This is a genomic window from Ferrimonas senticii DSM 18821 (genome assembly GCF_000422665.1).
GTDB lineage: Bacteria > Pseudomonadota > Gammaproteobacteria > Enterobacterales > Shewanellaceae > Ferrimonas > Ferrimonas senticii.
In genome coordinates this window covers 282,077-298,387 of record NZ_AUGM01000001.1, presented here as the reverse complement: position 1 = coordinate 298,387, position 16,311 = coordinate 282,077, and the positions used below count along the sequence as shown (strand labels likewise).

The following is a 16,311-nucleotide window of genomic DNA, read 5'->3' as shown; positions in this document are numbered from 1 at the left end:
CTCAACGATTGTCCTGATTAGAGAACAGTGTTATCGATCACATTTTAAGGATCGCTTGCCACCAAGCTCATCCAGTTGAGGTTTAATCGCTCGCCCGCCGGTGCTGTCACTGGCGGGTTTTTTATTTCTGTTTCAGAGCGAATCCGATGAAAGCCTCTCCTATCGCTGCCAAAGCGCGTAAGTCTGATAGTGAATATCAGCCAAAATCTTCATTTGGCCAGGCCCTTAACCGACTATTCGGCTTAACCGCCAACCGCACCACTCCATCCACCGAAGTGATTGCCGGCTTTACCACCTTTATGACCATGGTTTACATCGTCTTTGTAAACCCACAGATCCTTGGCGCTGCCGGCATGGATACCCAAGCGGTATTTGTGATCACCTGTCTGGCGGCAGCCATCGGCAGTTTATCGATGGGGTTAATCGCGAATTTGCCAATCGCCTTAGCGCCAGCGATGGGCTTGAACGCCTTTTTTGCTTTTTCCGTAACCCTTGGCCTTGGCGTTAGCTGGCAAGTGGCGATGGGCACCGTATTCTGGGGCGCCGCCGTATTCGCGATTATCTCCCTAGTGGGTGTTCGTCAATGGCTGTTGGAAAACATCCCAACTGGCCTACGCACCGGTATTCCTGCCGGTATTGGCCTGCTGATCGCCCTGCTCGGTTTTAAAAACACCGGCCTAGTGGTTGCCGATCCGAATACTTTGGTAAAGGTTGGCGATCTGACCTCACTGCCTGTGGTACTGGGCTCTTTGGGCTTCTTCCTGATCATCATTCTGGCCTACCGCGGGATTAACTCAGCGGTACTGATCGCCACCCTGGCTGTTACTCTGCTGGCGGCACTGTTTGGTGATGTTGAATACCACGGCATTGTGTCGATGCCACCGGCAATTGGTCACGTATTTGGCCAGCTGGACCTTAGCGCCATTTTTGACATCAGCTTGGCTGGAGTGATCTTCTCGTTCGCGTTGGTCAGCATGTTCGACAGCTCCGGCACCATGATTGCGGTAACCGAGCGCTGCGGCTTTAACGACAGCAAAGGCCGTTTCCCGAACATGGGCAAAGCCTTGAAAGTGGACTCTCTCTCATCCGTTGCGGGCGCCTACATGGGTACCTCTAGCGTAACCGCTTACATCGAAAGCTCTTCTGGTGTAGCCGTGGGTGGCCGTACTGGTCTGACTTCAGTAGTGGTCGGTCTGCTGTTCTTGGGAGTTATCTTCCTGTCACCACTGGCTGCGATGGTGCCGCCATACGCCGTTGCAGGCGCGCTGATCTACGTTGGCGTAATGATGACCGCGGGTCTGACTAAAGTTGATTGGGACGATCTTAGCGAAGCTGCACCAGCGTTTATTACCGCAGTGATGATGCCGTTCACTTTCTCTATCACCGAAGGTATTGCCGCTGGCTTTATCAGCTACTGCGTAATCAAAGCAGGCTGTGGCAAATGGCGTGATATTCACCCATGCGTACTGGTTGTGGCAGTGCTGTTTTTAATTAAATTCATCTTTATTGATGGTCATTAATTAACACTCTGTAAGTCACTGATAACAACGCCGTCGAATCGCCTTCGACGGCGTTTTTTTACGCTTAATTTCCGCATCAAGCTGGGTTGTTGCCGGCGTCGCCTTTGCCACAGGGGAGCTGCGCATTGGTCATCAATGTTTTCGATAGCGGTGTCGATGGATTGACTAAACCGAAATTATTACTCGGTATTTTCGAGTTGTCGCCGCGTTTGATTCGGGCAAACTGAAGTTAACCGAAACGATTAACATTTTGCTCACAAATTCAATGACTAATCGGAGTGAATCGACAAGCCTAAATAGCGAACTCGGTGGGTTTATTAGCAACATTGCAGTGCAACTCGCTGGCTTAAGCCCGAAAACGCCTATCGTTACCACTTGTCGCCGTTAACCGTTACACACTTTTGCCTAGCTACAGGCTCTGACGAGGAGAACTCCTATGAAAACACTCGCACTTGCCCTAACCGCATCGGCAATGATGATGGCACCGACTTCCGACGCCGTAGCGGTTAATAGCCTAACCGCCCAGCAACTGGCTGAGCACTGCGCTTATTACCCAAATGACACCGACAGCTTGCATGGCGAATTCTGTGCCCGTTACATCCAAGGTTTTGTTGATGGCGCCGCCGCCGCCGATGACCGGGTACTGCGTAGCATGGAAGCGGAGAGCAACCGCAGCTCCTTCGCTGACCGAGCGCTGCGCACTCGAACCCGCTACACTGCGGCATCGCGCTACGCTGAATTTTGCTTTGGCCAACCGGTACCGTTGCAACAGGTCGTGCTGACGGTGGCAACAGATCTTACCTCACAAGGTAATATCAGTGGCAGCGCCCGCGATGCGGTTTATCAGTCGCTAAAAACCCACTTCCCATGTCGATAGTAAAACTATTCAGCTAACTATTAGCCTCGTTAATTAGCAAAAAGCGGCAGACTCCTAAACAGAGCCTGCCGCTTTTTAATGGTACCGATAGTCTAGGGCGTGTTGACCTTTGCTGTATATTTTTGCGCCCATTGTTGGTTGTTTTTGACAGCGCATTGCTAATGGTCAGTTAATTTTGCTGCTCAGAGATCACTGAGGGGCGCCTTGCAGGGTCGGACTAGCGGCTGTCACTCTTCGTCATACGATTTCGACGTAGAGCCTCTATGCCTTCAATCGCAATCCTCGATTGACAGCCGCTATCCTCGACCAAATTCTGAACACCAAACGTCAACACGCCCTAATTACAACTCTAATTGTTGGCGCGTCATCCACACCGCCAAATTACCGTACATCGGCACCAACCATACGGCGGTCTTTTCATCTTGGTAAACTCGATAGAAATAGATTTCATTATCGAAAATCGAGTTTTTCCGTAGCATTAAATAGAAATCGGAAGCCGATTCACTCACCACATCAGGCTTAGTCAACTCTTTTGAGTCCAGCGTCACCTTAAACACTTCCACCTGTTTATCACCAATTTCGTGCATATAGCTCTTAAAGCTGCCACGAATATTGTATTTAACCGGCGTAGTGTCACAGCCCTGATCGCTTAGGCAAGTTGCAGACGAAAACTTACCAGAGGTGTCATCTTCGTACACCAACGACATACTGAAATCGGCCCGAACCAGCACCTTATTAGCAGTCGGGAAATAGATATTGCTGTGGTAGTAGTGCTCGGTTACATCGGAATCGTGACTGCGGCCCGCGATCTGAGGCAGGTTGTTGTAGTTGATCCGCCCCTCCATCAAATCACGGTATTGCAGAAAATGTTCGATGCTCAACTCCGCCGGCGCTTTGGTTACCGTCGAGATGTTGATCAGGTTTTCACCCGGGCAATAGCCAGTTTGATACTGCGGACACAACGCCATCGAATAGTTATTGCCATCGGTTGCTGCGAACCCTTTAAACGACGTCAAAAACTCAGGCGCGCGCTGGTTTGGCACTAGGTGCCGCTGCCACATATCAGAGCCGATACGACGGTGATCGCCATGGACGAACAGCTCGGTATCACCTGATACGCCGGCAACCTGTAAACTGAAGGCGTTGCCTTGGTGCCACGCTGATGAGTGCTGTAAGGCTCGATGCAGATCGCTGAAATACCATGCTAATAACGCCATCACTAGCAGTGTGCCGGCGACCAGCATCCACTTCGGCTGCGGTTTTTTTACCTTGGATAACGGCACATCCACTTCCGTGCCATTGACTTTAATTGGCGCCGGTTCTGTAAATTGCAACATGTAACCACGGCGCACCTCGGTACGCAGTTGCAACTCTTCAAACGGCTCAAGCTTCTTACGTAAGGTACTGATGCATTGAGTAATCGAACTGGACGCTACGACACAATCAGGCCAACCTTGGGCAAGCAGGGTTTGCTTACTGTGGATCACGTTTGGCTCGTTAATCAGAAACGCCAATACCGCCGCTTCTGCAAAGGTTAAGCCAATCTCTTCACCAGAACGGGTGTCGGTTAGACACTTGGTGGTCAAATCCAATTCTAGGTAAGCGGAAATCGGTGCCCTGCTCTCTCTCATGGTGCCTTACGTGGTTCGCTAAAGTTGCGATAGTTTTTGCGATCACGACAGTTATTTCTGTGAGCCATCACCCACATCACGCGACCGCATTAACTGAGTTTTCAATTTTTTGAAGCTCGTGAACTTTATTTGTGGCAATTATCCTGTTTTTTCATGCGAACTTAACTCATCTGCAATTTCATTGATGTTTATTAAGTAATAAAAAAGGCTGCGAGATAACTCGCAGCCTGAATATTATTCAGCGTCAATTGCGCTAACAATTAAGCTTAAATGGCGTTTAGCTGACCGGCGTACAGCAGGAACATACGCAGACACATCATGCCGCAAATAACACAAGCAGAGGTGGCGTACAGCGCGGTACGAGAATGAGCAAACTTGTGACCCAAGCCAAAGGCGAAGAATACCGGCATCACGAAGCCCAAGCCAACGACACCAAACCAGAACACGTTTGACCACACGCCTTCGCTGAAGGCACCAATCGCGGTTGCGCCGTCCAGACCACCAAAGATCAGGCCAGAGAACAGCATGAAGATAAACATCGCTTCTGCGCCCAGAATTGGCCATTCCGCTTTATGCAGGATGTTCATCTCTTCACTGTGCAGAGGTTCGTTGAAGAACTTAACCGCCAACAGTTTCGCTGCAGCAGCACCGGCTGACAAACCAGAAGCGATAAACAGCGCCGGCAGTACTGAAGTGTTGATCAGTGGGAAACGGATCAGCGCTGACACCAAGAAACCGGTGTAAGCACAAACCGCGATAGCCAGGATCAGGGTGGTCCACTCACATGGACGACGGATCCCCGCCAGTTTGTCCATAATGTCGTTTACCATCTTCATGATTGGCAGGCGAACAGACAGTACGGCGATCTCTTCACGCAGTGCCCAAGCGGCCAGCATCGCGGTCAGTGGGATAAACACCGACAGCGCAATTACACCGATGCTCATAACTGATTGGAAGTTGTAGAACACCAACATCTTCCAAAAGAACAGTGGGTTGGTTAAGTCGAATACCAGACACACCATACCCAGAGCGATGGTCACAAAGCCCAAAACGGTCGCCGCTTTTAGCAGCGGAGTGTTTTCAGTTTGGCCTTTGAAGAAGCGCATCATCAGCGCAATACACAAAGAACCGCCAGAGATACCGGCGAAGAACAGGTAAACTGCAATTGGCCAAGGCCAGGCGATGGTTTCACCCAAACCAGTAGTAAAGTCGATCATCGATTAGATCTCCGCCTTAGTGATGCTGATGTAACGCAGGCTTGGATCGGTGCCCAGATGTGGTTTGATCCGCTGGGAATCTTTCACTGCCAGGAACTTAGATACAAAGCTGTTGCTGTCGTTGGCATCACCGAAGATCAGTGCGCCATATTTACACGCTTGAACACAGCCAGGCAGTTCGCCTTTGGCCAGTTTGCTGTGCAGACAGAAGTCACAGTTGTCGGCAAAGTCAGTGTCTTTGTTGATCTGACGAACGTTGTAAGGACATGCAGTGATGCAGTACTTACAGCCAGCGCATTTGCTGCCGTCCATGCTAACAATACCGGTTTTTTCGTCACGGTAAGCGGCGCCAGTTGGACACACCATTACGCATGGCGCGTTTTGACACTGTTGGCAGGAAACCCGCACGTACTTACGGTCACAGTTACAATCGGTTTTGCCACAGGTAGGACACACTTCACCTGGAATGCGGTCAGATTGACGCTCCAGATTCAGGCGGGACATACCCTCTGGCAGATTGTTGGCTTCGTTACAGGCGTCTTTACAACGGCCACAACCAACGCATTTGGTTTGATCGAAAACCATTACGTAGTGCGGGCCTTGACCAGAGTGCTTCGGATCGGAGCTGCAACCCGCAAGGGTTACCGCTGCGGTAGAAGCAACCACGCCTTTAATAAATTGGCGTCTTGGTAACTCGATTAATTTCACTTTTTTACTCCATCATCATTCCCGCGACTGCTGGCTCTTAATAGCAGGGAGAGCCAGCAATTTGGGTTTATTGCGCCAGTCGGGTTTCGGCGTTGGTCTTGGCGCGTTCAATCGCGGACCTATCCAAGCCCGCTGGCGCTGCTGCCAATAACAGATCCCAATGGCTGATCGCCTTGGCGTAATCGCCACTGAGAAACGCCTGGTTGGCAAGCAGCATCTGGCTGTTCAGTTCCGCCGGCTCCAGCGCTAAAGCGCGAGCCACTAGCATTGAGGTATCGCCGATCATCAGGCGGCCATCGCGGTAGTACTGAAATGTGGCTAGTTGGCCAAGCCAATTGGCCTGTTCGCCATAGGTGTCGATCAGCAATGTCATGGTGATCGCAGCACCGGCGTAGTCACCAAGCTGTTGTTGCAGGCTAGCTTGGTGCTCTAAAGAGGCGGCAGTCTGTGGTTGCTGCGCCATCTGCTGCACTTGTTCACGCAGCAGGTAATCAAGTTGGTTGTTGACTTGGATGTTGTGGTGATCAGGGTAACGGCCTAGTACCGCATACAAACACCCACTGATCACCACAATGGCGGTTAGCAGCCACAGCGACATCCACGCTGATGGCGGCGTCTGAGTCGCACACACCAACCGCGACGCACCAGCGCCGGTAACCAGCGCTTGACGATATTGCCAAGCCATCAGCAAGCTGACGATGACTACGGTGGAGAGGAGACTCAGTAACAACATTTTTTGCTATTCCGCTTAAAGTAAAGTTTGGCTGTAGCCTTAGTGGCCCATCATGCCCATGTTCATGTTCATGCCGCCCATCGCGCCATGACCCATGCCCATACCACCGTGCCCCATGCCACCGGCACCTGGACGTGCGGTTTCCAGCAGTTCGATTTCAAATACCAGCGTGCTGTTTGGGGTGATCAGATCTTTACCTTCTGGGCCATAAGCCATGTGCGCAGGAATGGTAAAGCGGTAGGTAGAGCCCACAGGCATCAGCTGAATGCCTTCGTTCCAACCATCAATCACGTTGATCAGCGCCACTTGTGCTGGGGTATCGCCTTCACGAGAGTCGATAAATACACGACCTTCGATATCCATGCCCTTGAAGTGCACTTTCACCACTTCTTCTGGCTTTGGCTGAGCGCCATCACCTTGCACCAACACTTCATATTGCAGGCCAGATTCGGTGGTAGTTACGCCCTCTTTGTTGCCGTTAGCTTCCATAAAGGCGCGACCGGCTTCCAAGTTCTCTTTCGCCAGCGCTGATTTTTTCAGGGTTACTTTTTGGTTCAGCACTTCAGCGCGGTCATTGATCAGACCCACTAAGGTATCGTTATCCAGAGCCAGTTCGCCTTTCAGTGCTTCGGCGAAACCTGCTGCCACCATATCCATATCGGCGTTGACGCCCAGTTGCTGTTGGGTAGCCAGCTGGCCAGCCATGTATTTACCCATGCTGGCGCCAACGGCGTAGCTTTGTTTCTGCGCGTCGTTATCAAAGGTGGTCGCAGCCATAGCAGGCATTGCCAGAGCAGCGGCTAACGCTGCGGATACAACAGTGCGGGTAATGGTGTGTTTCATGGGACTTACTCTTAGTGTGTTAATACGAATCAGTGGGTGAGCGGTTAAGGCAGCTCGACTTTACGACCCGACATGCGCCAGCCAAAAATGCCATCGGGCATCTGGCGGACATTGGTGTAGCCCTTCTTCATAACCGCATAGGCGGCCAGCTCAGAGGCGTTACACAGACGGTTCGCACAGTAAAAAATCATCAGTTTGTTTTTGTCTTCTGGCAGCAGACGCTCCCAGTCTTCAACAAAGAAGTGGATGGCGTTAGGGATAAACCCTTCAGACCACAGTTCCAGAGTGTTGACGTCGTAGAACAGTACATCAGGGTTACCAACATATTGTTCCGCTTCGTGCATGTTGATGATGTTCAGCTCGAAGCGAAAATCATCGGCGGCGACCATTTCATCGCCAGCGCCCGCGTTAACGCTGCCACTAAAGGCAACCAACAGGCTAAAAATTAGAGAGATTGCAGTACGCATAGGGGATTCCTTGAAATCGCCTCGGTGGTTGCCCACCGAGGCGCATCAGGCATTAGCGATTACTTCTTGTCGTAACCAGCTTGGTCCATGGTTGCTTGCGCTTCCTGAACGTATACCCAAGCTTCGTTCATCAGACGCTTGGCCAGTGCAGGACCGTGAACACCCCAAGAACCGTCTTTGTCGATCTTGGCAACGTTGGCGCGGGCTTTATCAACCAGCATCATCACTTGCGCTTTGTCGGAGATAGACAGGCGGGTGATCAGCATCAGTTCGTCGATGCGAGCGATCTGCTTGTTCACCTTGGCGTGCAGTTCCTGTACCGGACCCTGCCACTTCATCACTTCACCGTAGATCTCTTGCTGATCTTCGAAGTGCAGGCCTTTATCCAGTTCAGATTGGAACTGAGAGTGACAGCCTTTGCCTTCCAGCACGTTGCGATCTTGGGCGGAAGTACGAGCACAAGACCACATCAGATCCAGGTACGCGTAGTTGTCTTCGTCTTTAGCAACGGTCCAACCTTTGGTGGTAGAAACACGCTCTTCACCCGCTGGCGGGTTCAGGGTCTTCTTGATTGGATCTACCTTGATGTTCCAGATGTGGGAAGCACGAACGTTGTCGAAGCCAGCCATGTCTGGGTACTGAATCGCGGTAAAGTTCTCACAAGAGCCCATGTTTGGCATGTGACAAGAAGAACAGGTGTTTTCGCCGTGAGGAGCAGAGGTCTTGTGGAACTCCAGCTGAGTCTCGTGACAGTCTTCACACTGCTGCTTCAGTTTTGGCTGAGACACGTGAGTCAGGTAGGAACCATCGGTCACTTCGTGTGGATCGTGACAGGTGGTACAACGCATGCCTTTCTCGTAGTGCGCAGAACCAAACATCTGGGAACCTTCGGTACCACAAGATGGGCAAGCAGACTTCATCTTCACGTTGAACGCGTCTTCTGGCTTAGCACCTGGGCCTTCTGCCAGTTCAGCAACGTAGTTGAAACGCTGGTGACAACGTTCACAGTTGGATGGCATACCGCCACCAACACCACCCTCTAGGTGAGCGCCAGCGCCGTGACACTCTTCACAAGAGATACCCTTGGAGATGGTGTGCTCACGCAGTGCTTGTGGGTTACCCAGGTCAGCGAAGAACTCTTCTTTGGTCTGGTAGTCGAACTTAAAGGTGTGACACACTTCACAGTAAGAGGAAGCTGGCTGGAACAAGAAGGACTTGTCCTGCTTAGCACCGTAAGAGTTCAGACCCCAAACGTTGGAACCAGAGTCACCGAAGTCTTCCATCTTAGTTGGGAAGGTTGGAATAACTTTCTGGATTTCAGCCGCTTTTTCTGGGGTGATGAAGGTCAGCCAGTTCACGGAGAACTGGTTAGAACCGGCGTGCAGGGTACCGGTGCCGTCTTTCAGCAGACCGCCACGAACGTGGTAAGAACCACGAACCAGCCATGCATCCAAGAAGCCGTACTTGGTACGTGGGGTACCAATTACTGCGTAGATGGAGTCCGCAGTGATACCTTCAGGCAGGATCGCTACGTCATTAGACAGGTAAGGCTTGGTCAGGTCGCCGCCCACTTCTTCCATCTCATCTGGGAAGCGAACCACTTTAGCGTGACGAGAGCGTTTCCACTTCTCGTACTGAACCGCGTGACACTCACCACACTTCTCTGGACCGATAAACTTGTTCGGGAAATCCAGAATGGACTTCGCGCCCAGACGGTACTGAACCGCAGAGATCTGACCCTCTTTGGAAGACCACTCTTCTGAGTTACCGGTGTGCAGGTACTCTTCACCACGGTCAGAAACGTGTGGCTTACCTACGATACGACCTTCTGGCAGGTAGGTCGTGAAAACTGGGTGGTTTTCAAACAGGTAATCCCACATCTCTTTTTCAGTGACGATGTAGTCGTGCAGGGTTTGCACGCCACGGGTTTCCATGGTGCCGGAACCTTTGGCGTAAACGCTTTGGGTCTGAGGGGACTGCTCATAACCCAGTGAGCTCTTAGCGTGACCTTCAGTCGCTTGCGCGCCGAAAGCAGCGGAGCACATCAGTGCAACTAAAGTTGCTTTGGTGTTCCAAGTTTTCATCATTAACTCCTAGTTAGGCGTAACCACTGTTGACCTGCTTATTTCAGTTGTAGGGACTGACGTCAGTTGGCCGACAGCAATCAACGGAGCAAATTGTGCCTCTGTGAATGATGAAAAGTTTGAGGGTGATCCACGTTTCTACCGCCCTTTACCGCCTCAACCGACGTAAAGAACCAAACCCTTTAAAAACAACAACTTAAAAACCACAAATTAAGTCATTTACGATAATTTCGCTGCGTTTTAGATATTTTTAGCTTTTGCGCCGTTGTGAAAAGCCAAAATGCGTGCGAGATCGCGCCATTTTTAGCGCCTTTGACCCCGTTCCAAAGCGTGTTTTACATCTAAAATTGGCAGCCGGTTTGGCCTTGCGATCTATCCAATTCGAGGTAGGACAAATTACCACCAAGGTGGTAATCAGATTCACTAGTTCTGACCACGACGGCTGATCAAACAACCACTAAATCGGCAGCAACATCGCCTCCCCTGCCGTCCTGTGGCAGATCATGAAACGTTGTTATCCGAACGACTTGGCTACAAAAAAGCCCGAGGGCAAATGCACTCGGGCTTTAGCAGTTTGCAGTTTGCAGTTTGCAGTTTGCAGTTTGCAGCGAAGAGCTTAGAAGTTCATGTAGCTGACGCCAACGTAGAACTCACGGCCAGGGGCAAAGTAGCCGTCATTGGTGATCGAGTCTTCATCGAGCAAATTATTGGCGTTAACTCGCAGCTGCCATCCATTAGCAAATGGGTAGCTAACGGACAGACCAACCAAATGATACGGGTCGAGTTCAACGCCGCCGTCGGTAGCTTTGCTTCGGAAGTTGTAACGGGCACCCAACTCAACTTGGTTCCATTGGTAAACGACTAACCCATTCAGGCTATGAGCAGCGCGGTTATCCAACGTTTTACCGGTTGAATCATCCGTGGCATCAAGATAGCTGTAGTTGGCATCAACAGACCAATTTCCTTGTGCCCATGCAACCCCAGTTTCAAAACCATCCAAAGAAGCTTTGGCGATATTTTCCGGCGGCCAGCCCGCAATCAAGTCATCAACATCCGTGGTATAGATACTGGCGAATGCACTCCAATTGGCTTGTTGATAGAGCATGTTGATTTCGCTAGAGCGAGAACGCTCGGCATTAACTGCTGGCCGATCTGGATCTAATCCTGGCCAATACAATTGATTAAATGTCGGCGCTTTAAAAGCCGTTCCGTGACTCACGGTAAAGCGCCACTCAGGCGCTAACTGATAGGCCGCGCTGAGGTTATAGGTGGTTTCACTATCAATATCACCCACCTCATCAAATCGGACTACCGCTTCGGTAGTTAGCTTATCAAGTGCATAAGCGGCTGAAGCAAATACGCCGTAATTATCGCGCTTGTCTTCCTCATAGGCCGAACCTGAAACTTGCTCTTGCGACAGGTCAAAACCGGTAGCCAGGGTTAGCGACTCTAACTTCGCCTGACCAATCCAGCTCAGCTGATCGCGTTCGGTAACAAAATTCGAATCCGCTACGCCGCTCTTGTAGGTCGTATTGTCATCCTGCATTTGTGAGATGGTTAAGCTGCTTTGCCAAATATCAAAACTAAAATGCAAACCCAGTTGATAGTGATAGTTCAAATAATCAGCAGCATCTGAGCCATCGTCATATGGCATGGAGCATGGCCAATCACTACTAAGGCAACCCTCCGAATCATAATCATACTCACCATCAGTCACTTGACCGACCCAGGTCATACGCCAAGCATCATTGAGGTGCTGTTCGCCATTAATTGCGAGCGACACTCGCTGATAACCATCTTTATCGAATTCAGCGTCGTCAGCGGCATCTATGCCATTACTGGTTTCACCATTAATACTTATGGTCGAGCTACCATCACCGTGACTGACACCAATCGCAGCCGTTAACCGTCCAAAATCGTTGCTGCCGGTCTCGCCACTGGCAGTCCACTCACCAGAGTGCAACTTCCGAGTAAATATTTGTACGACCCCGCCAATCGCATCACTGCCCCACATCGCGGCTCTTGGGCCGCGAAGCACTTCAACCCGTTCGATCATTTGTGGTGGTAGGCTAGATAAATCGGCACTGCCCGATGTCGCAGATCCAATGCGAACGCCATCTAACAACACCAACGTATGTCCGGTGTTTGCGCCGCGGATCGCTACCGTGGTGATCTGCCCTGCCCCGCCAGATTGCACGATATTAACGCTGGGCAAGGTCACCAATAGATCGGCAACAGATTTTGGGGCAATCCGTTCAATCTGGTCGCGATCGATCACTTCAATCAGCATCAACTGATCGTCAATCGATTGCTCAAAGCGAGAACCGGTTATCACTAGGGTTTCAATATCGTCACTGGCCAGCACTGGAGTGGCGCAACAACTTGCCACGGCGGCGGCAATTAGGGATTTGGTAAAGCGCATTCTTTTACTCTCTTAGCGTTATTTAAGAAGAGTCAACGCGCGGGAATGGGCGGCATCGTCGCCAACGTCCAGATAGATCAAGGCCGTTGGTGTCCGCCCACAGCAGACAGGCAAATTTAGAATAGCAGCCGTCAGCTCAAGTAACCCGCTTGAGTCAACTAAGTCGCTTCTAGGTAGGTCTCCTGGCTCTTTGGCATCCAGAGAGTGCGCCTTCCCAATCACCAAGGTGATCAGTGGCCTTGTGCGCTCTCGCTCCAAATTACAGTTGCAGGTACAGCCGCGGATTTACACCGCGTTCCCTGTTATGCGTGATTGCCCTTGCTAGCAGAGTGACAATCGTGCACCTAAAAGTCAGCGGCACTATAAACGACAAAGGGGGATATTGTATCCCCCTGTGCTTGAAATCTTATTGATGTATAAGCATTGCGTAATGGGCGACCGTCAACCGGACTGCTCCATCATAAAGGCGCGCTCGCCTACCATATTGAGCACTTCAGCTTCACCGCGCAGCACCGCGACAATCGATTTTCCATGACGAAAGGCATCCGGCAGGATTATCCGGCCGCCGGCTCCGGCGGGCAAGTTATGCAGCACCGCTTTGGAGAGCATCAGCGAATCATCATCAAAGTACAGAACAGTAACAGTATTAGACATAAGACCAGATCATCCTTAATCCCTGTGGATGCTTATAACCTTGCAACCTTATGATTTCAACGAATTAGTTACAAATTCACGATCTGGCGCGACAATTTAGGCAAACAAAAAGCAGCCGAAGCTGCTTTGACTTATCGATGCTAGAGACGCCGTTACGCCATCGCAACCAGACGTTTGGCAACCTGATAGCTGTCGACAAACGACGGTACCGGCAGGAATTCAAAGGCGCTATGGAAATTGTGGGCGCCGGTAAAGAAGTTCGGAGTAAATAACCCTTGTACCGACAGCGCCGAGCCATCGGTACCGCCGCGCATGGCGATGGTTTTCGCCGGGATGTTAAGCTCCGCTAGCGCCTGATAAAGGTTATCTAGGGCGCTGGTGTCGTCGCCCATCGCTTCGGCAATGTTACCGTAGGTATCGGTTAGATCCAGATCGATAGTCGCACGGGGATGTTTGTGCTGAAGCATGGTTAATACCTGCTGCAGATACGCCTTACGCGCTTGATAGCTGTGCTGGTTATGATCACGAATTTGCACCGTCACCTTAGCTTGGGTTTGGTTACCCTGAATGTCGATCACCCAGAAGTAACCTTCACGCTGCTCGGTGGTTTCCGGCAAGCCCCAGTCCGACACTAGATTGATCAAATCGTTGGCGATCAGGTTCGGGTTAACCAGCACATTTTTGGCGCTCATCGGATGGGCGGTAACCCCCTGAATAGTGAAGACCGCTTGGCCGGCGTTAAAGGTTTCGTACACCACTTCGCCGCGTTCGCAACAATCAATGGTGTAGCAATGGGTTACTGGGAACTTATCCAGCGGCATCACTTTAGAGCCGCGCAGCCCCACCTCTTCATCCGGTACAAAAGCAAAGTAGATGTCACCGTGGGATTCGCCGTTGGTTTTAAGTTGCTCGGCGAGGGTCATCATCACCGCAATCGCCGCTTTGTTGTCGGCGCCAAGCACACTGGTACCATCGCTGAACAGGATATCTTGGCCTTTATATTGCGCCAGCTCTGGCCGAGCCTGTTCATCGATGGTGATATTCAGCGCGTGGTTTAGGGTTAATGGCGCACCTTCATAGCGCAGCAACTGCGGTTTGATGTCGGCACTTAAGCCGACATCAACGGTATCTAGGTGCGCGACGAAACCTAAGGTTTTGGCACCGGCTTTGTTGCCCGGCAATTTGGCGATTAGGATCCCGTGTTCGGTAATTTCACTGTCGTGATAACCCAGTTGCTGAAGATCCGCTTGCAGCAACTTCGCCAGCTCTAGCTGACCGGCGGTGGTAGGCAAACAGCTCTGAGTGCCATCAGATTGGCTGGATACCGCAACATAGCGGCAAAACGATTGCACCAAGGCAGTGGCGATAGTCATAGTAAAAACCTTAAAAGGGGCCAATTGGCCCCTTACATTAAACAAATTAGTTGGCGCTGTAGGTGTAGCTGGCACCAAAGCCCAATGGGATCTCAAAGCCCCAGAACAGGAACAACATCGCAGTAAAGGCGATCAACAGGCCGATGGTGTACGGCAGCATCATCGATACCAAGGTTCCCACCCCGGCGGTAGTGCTGTAACGCTGCATGTAAGCGATGATCAGTGGGTAGAAGGCGAACATCGGCGTGGCCACGTTTACCGCACTGTCGGAGATGCGAAACGCCGCTTGTGTCAATTCTGGCGACAGGCCAACCATCATAAGCATCGGCACCAGTACCGGCGCCAAAATCGCCCACTTAGAGGAAGCTGAGGTGATGATCAGGTTGAGCATCGCCGTCAGCAAAATCACCCCTAGAATGGTCACCTGACCTGGCAGCGCCAGCGCTTTCAGCGCTTCCGCACCAGACAGAGCGATCAGCGCACCAATCTGCGATTGACCAAAACAGTACAGGAACTGCGCCGCAAAAAACGCAAACACGATGAACGAGATTAAGGTGGTGGTTACGTTTTCCATCGCCTTGGTGACGTCCTTCATGCTGCTGAAGGTTTTACTGACAAAGCCATACACTAAGCCCGGAACCGCGAAGAACAACAGCAACAGCGGTACGATCATCTGCATTGCCGGTGCTTTCGGGCTGGTTAGCGAGCCATCTGGGCCACGGAACATCGACGTCTCTGGCACCATCAACGCCACCAAAGCAACAGCAAAGGTGATGAAAGTAAGATTGGCCAGACGATACGCTTTCACTTCCAGCGCCGTTGGTTGTTCGCTGTGCTGATCGATCTGCTCTACGTCCACCGGCATTGACGCTTGCAGGCGTGGCTCAACGATCTTGTCGGTGATGTACCAACACGCTGCCAACACCGCAAAGGTCGACGCCACTGAGAAGAAGTAGTTACACAGCACGTTAACTTGGTAGCTTGGATCGATGATCTGCGCGGCGCTCTGGGTAAAGCCCGCCATGATCGGATCGATAATGGATGGCGTGTAGGACGCGGTAAAGCCGCCAGCCAAACCGGCAAAACCAGCCGCAATACCCGCCAGTGGGTGCTTGCCGGTCTTATAGAAGATGTAGGCCGCAACTGGCATCAAGATAACGTAGGCGGAATCAGACGCCACGTGCGCCAGAATACCGATCATGATCACCGACGGCGTCACCGCTTGTAACGGAACCACCGCCAACAGGCGCTGCAGAACGTTGCGAATGTAGCCAGAACTTTCGGCAATACCAATGCCTAAGGTGGCGGCAATGGTCATCCCCAGTGGTGGGAAGTTAACAAAGTTTTTCACCAGTGAAGACATCAATCCCATGATGCCACTGGCCGTCAGCAGGTTAACCACCGCAATCGGCTGTTGGGTAACCGGATGGATGTAATCGTAACTAAATAACGACAACAACCACGACAGCCCTAAACAGATTAGAGTTGCCATAAAAAACAGCATGGTGATGTCGGGCATTTTATTGCCGACATTCTCAATCTTATCCAGCAGCCCGCGCTTCTGTGGACTTTCTGCCTGCTTAACCATCTCTTCCTCGTTGTTTCTAACGCTTAGACACGTCTTTTTTAATATGCTTCACTACAGTAAGCGGTTAATAACCTTCAGTGAGTGATAGCAATCACAACTCAACAGCTTGAGATGATGGATTTAAGTCACATTGCAGTTATTTGCTCAAAAGCGCAGCAACTTTGCCGTCGCCAATAAAAAACGTCGCCTGATGG

The 16,311-nt window shown here is 51.2% G+C and carries 13 protein-coding genes and 1 riboswitch; of the genes, 2 read left to right on the top strand and 11 right to left on the bottom strand.

All coding sequences use genetic code 11. The features are described 5' to 3' along the window. Positions 1-146: 146 nt before the first annotated feature. Together G506_RS0101395 and G506_RS0101390 are read left to right on the top strand one after the other, a co-directional pair. The gene (locus G506_RS0101395; RefSeq protein ID WP_035386879.1) at positions 147-1,520 is read left to right on the top strand and encodes an NCS2 family permease; all 1,374 of its coding nucleotides are present in this window, start codon (positions 147-149) and stop codon (positions 1,518-1,520) included. Positions 1,521-1,956: 436 nt separating this feature from the next. Further along, on the top strand, positions 1,957-2,397 hold the full coding sequence (locus tag G506_RS0101390) for a Rap1a/Tai family immunity protein (protein ID WP_051201804.1): 441 nt from the start codon (positions 1,957-1,959) through the stop codon (positions 2,395-2,397). Between the two features lie 341 nt (positions 2,398-2,738). On the opposite strand, the gene G506_RS0101385 is transcribed toward G506_RS0101390, so the two are convergent. The 11 genes from G506_RS0101385 to G506_RS0101335 all read right to left on the bottom strand — a co-directional run bounded on the left by G506_RS0101385 (position 2,739) and on the right by G506_RS0101335 (position 16,117). Further along, a complete protein-coding gene (locus tag G506_RS0101385) occupies positions 2,739-4,028 on the bottom strand; it encodes a winged helix-turn-helix domain-containing protein (protein ID WP_028115314.1) in 1,290 nt (429 codons plus the stop codon). Between the two features lie 266 nt (positions 4,029-4,294). Continuing rightward, positions 4,295-5,245: an NrfD/PsrC family molybdoenzyme membrane anchor subunit gene (gene nrfD / locus G506_RS0101380; RefSeq protein WP_028115313.1), complete on the bottom strand. Its 951-nt coding sequence runs from the start codon at positions 5,243-5,245 to the stop codon at positions 4,295-4,297. A gap of 3 nt (positions 5,246-5,248) precedes the next feature. Beyond that, positions 5,249-5,953, bottom strand: coding sequence for a 4Fe-4S dicluster domain-containing protein (locus G506_RS0101375; protein ID WP_028115312.1), 705 nt, complete (start codon positions 5,951-5,953; stop codon positions 5,249-5,251). A gap of 67 nt (positions 5,954-6,020) precedes the next feature. Beyond that, positions 6,021-6,686, bottom strand: coding sequence for a hypothetical protein (locus tag G506_RS0101370; protein ID WP_028115311.1), 666 nt, complete (start codon positions 6,684-6,686; stop codon positions 6,021-6,023). 39 nt (positions 6,687-6,725) lie between these two features. Beyond that, on the bottom strand, positions 6,726-7,529 hold the full coding sequence (locus G506_RS0101365) for an FKBP-type peptidyl-prolyl cis-trans isomerase (protein WP_028115310.1): 804 nt from the start codon (positions 7,527-7,529) through the stop codon (positions 6,726-6,728). 44 nt (positions 7,530-7,573) lie between these two features. Further along, a complete protein-coding gene (locus G506_RS0101360) occupies positions 7,574-7,996 on the bottom strand; it encodes a rhodanese-like domain-containing protein (RefSeq protein WP_028115309.1) in 423 nt (140 codons plus the stop codon). Positions 7,997-8,055: 59 nt separating this feature from the next. After that, positions 8,056-10,080 carry a cytochrome c gene (locus G506_RS0101355; RefSeq protein ID WP_028115308.1) on the bottom strand — a complete coding sequence of 675 codons (2,025 nt, stop codon included), beginning with the start codon at positions 10,078-10,080 and terminating at the stop codon, positions 8,056-8,058. Between the two features lie 616 nt (positions 10,081-10,696). Continuing rightward, a complete protein-coding gene (locus G506_RS0101350; RefSeq protein WP_240473377.1) occupies positions 10,697-12,370 on the bottom strand; it encodes a TonB-dependent receptor domain-containing protein in 1,674 nt (557 codons plus the stop codon). Between the two features lie 287 nt (positions 12,371-12,657). Further along, positions 12,658-12,865: riboswitch (cobalamin riboswitch) on the bottom strand. 78 nt (positions 12,866-12,943) lie between these two features. Continuing rightward, positions 12,944-13,156 (bottom strand): TIGR02922 family protein, encoded by a 213-nt coding sequence (locus tag G506_RS0101345; protein ID WP_028115306.1) that lies wholly within the window; start codon positions 13,154-13,156, stop codon positions 12,944-12,946. Between the two features lie 152 nt (positions 13,157-13,308). Beyond that, a complete protein-coding gene (gene pepT / locus G506_RS0101340) occupies positions 13,309-14,529 on the bottom strand; it encodes a peptidase T (RefSeq protein WP_028115305.1) in 1,221 nt (406 codons plus the stop codon). A gap of 46 nt (positions 14,530-14,575) precedes the next feature. Then, the gene (locus G506_RS0101335) at positions 14,576-16,117 is read right to left on the bottom strand and encodes an AbgT family transporter (protein WP_028115304.1); all 1,542 of its coding nucleotides are present in this window, start codon (positions 16,115-16,117) and stop codon (positions 14,576-14,578) included. Between the last annotated feature and the right edge of the window lie 194 nt (positions 16,118-16,311).

Coding starts and splice junctions, on each gene's coding strand:
- G506_RS0101395 (WP_035386879.1), top strand. CDS start 147: ATGAAAGCCTCTCCTATCGCTGCCAAAGCGCGTAAGTCTGATAGTGAA.
- G506_RS0101390 (WP_051201804.1), top strand. CDS start 1,957: ATGAAAACACTCGCACTTGCCCTAACCGCATCGGCAATGATGATGGCA.
- G506_RS0101385 (WP_028115314.1), bottom strand. CDS start 4,028: ATGAGAGAGAGCAGGGCACCGATTTCCGCTTACCTAGAATTGGATTTG.
- nrfD (WP_028115313.1), bottom strand. CDS start 5,245: ATGATCGACTTTACTACTGGTTTGGGTGAAACCATCGCCTGGCCTTGG.
- G506_RS0101370 (WP_028115311.1), bottom strand. CDS start 6,686: ATGTTGTTACTGAGTCTCCTCTCCACCGTAGTCATCGTCAGCTTGCTG.
- G506_RS0101365 (WP_028115310.1), bottom strand. CDS start 7,529: ATGAAACACACCATTACCCGCACTGTTGTATCCGCAGCGTTAGCCGCT.
- G506_RS0101360 (WP_028115309.1), bottom strand. CDS start 7,996: ATGCGTACTGCAATCTCTCTAATTTTTAGCCTGTTGGTTGCCTTTAGT.
- G506_RS0101355 (WP_028115308.1), bottom strand. CDS start 10,080: ATGAAAACTTGGAACACCAAAGCAACTTTAGTTGCACTGATGTGCTCC.
- G506_RS0101350 (WP_240473377.1), bottom strand. CDS start 12,370: ATGCTGATTGAAGTGATCGATCGCGACCAGATTGAACGGATTGCCCCA.
- G506_RS0101345 (WP_028115306.1), bottom strand. CDS start 13,156: ATGTCTAATACTGTTACTGTTCTGTACTTTGATGATGATTCGCTGATG.
- pepT (WP_028115305.1), bottom strand. CDS start 14,529: ATGACTATCGCCACTGCCTTGGTGCAATCGTTTTGCCGCTATGTTGCG.
- G506_RS0101335 (WP_028115304.1), bottom strand. CDS start 16,117: ATGGTTAAGCAGGCAGAAAGTCCACAGAAGCGCGGGCTGCTGGATAAG.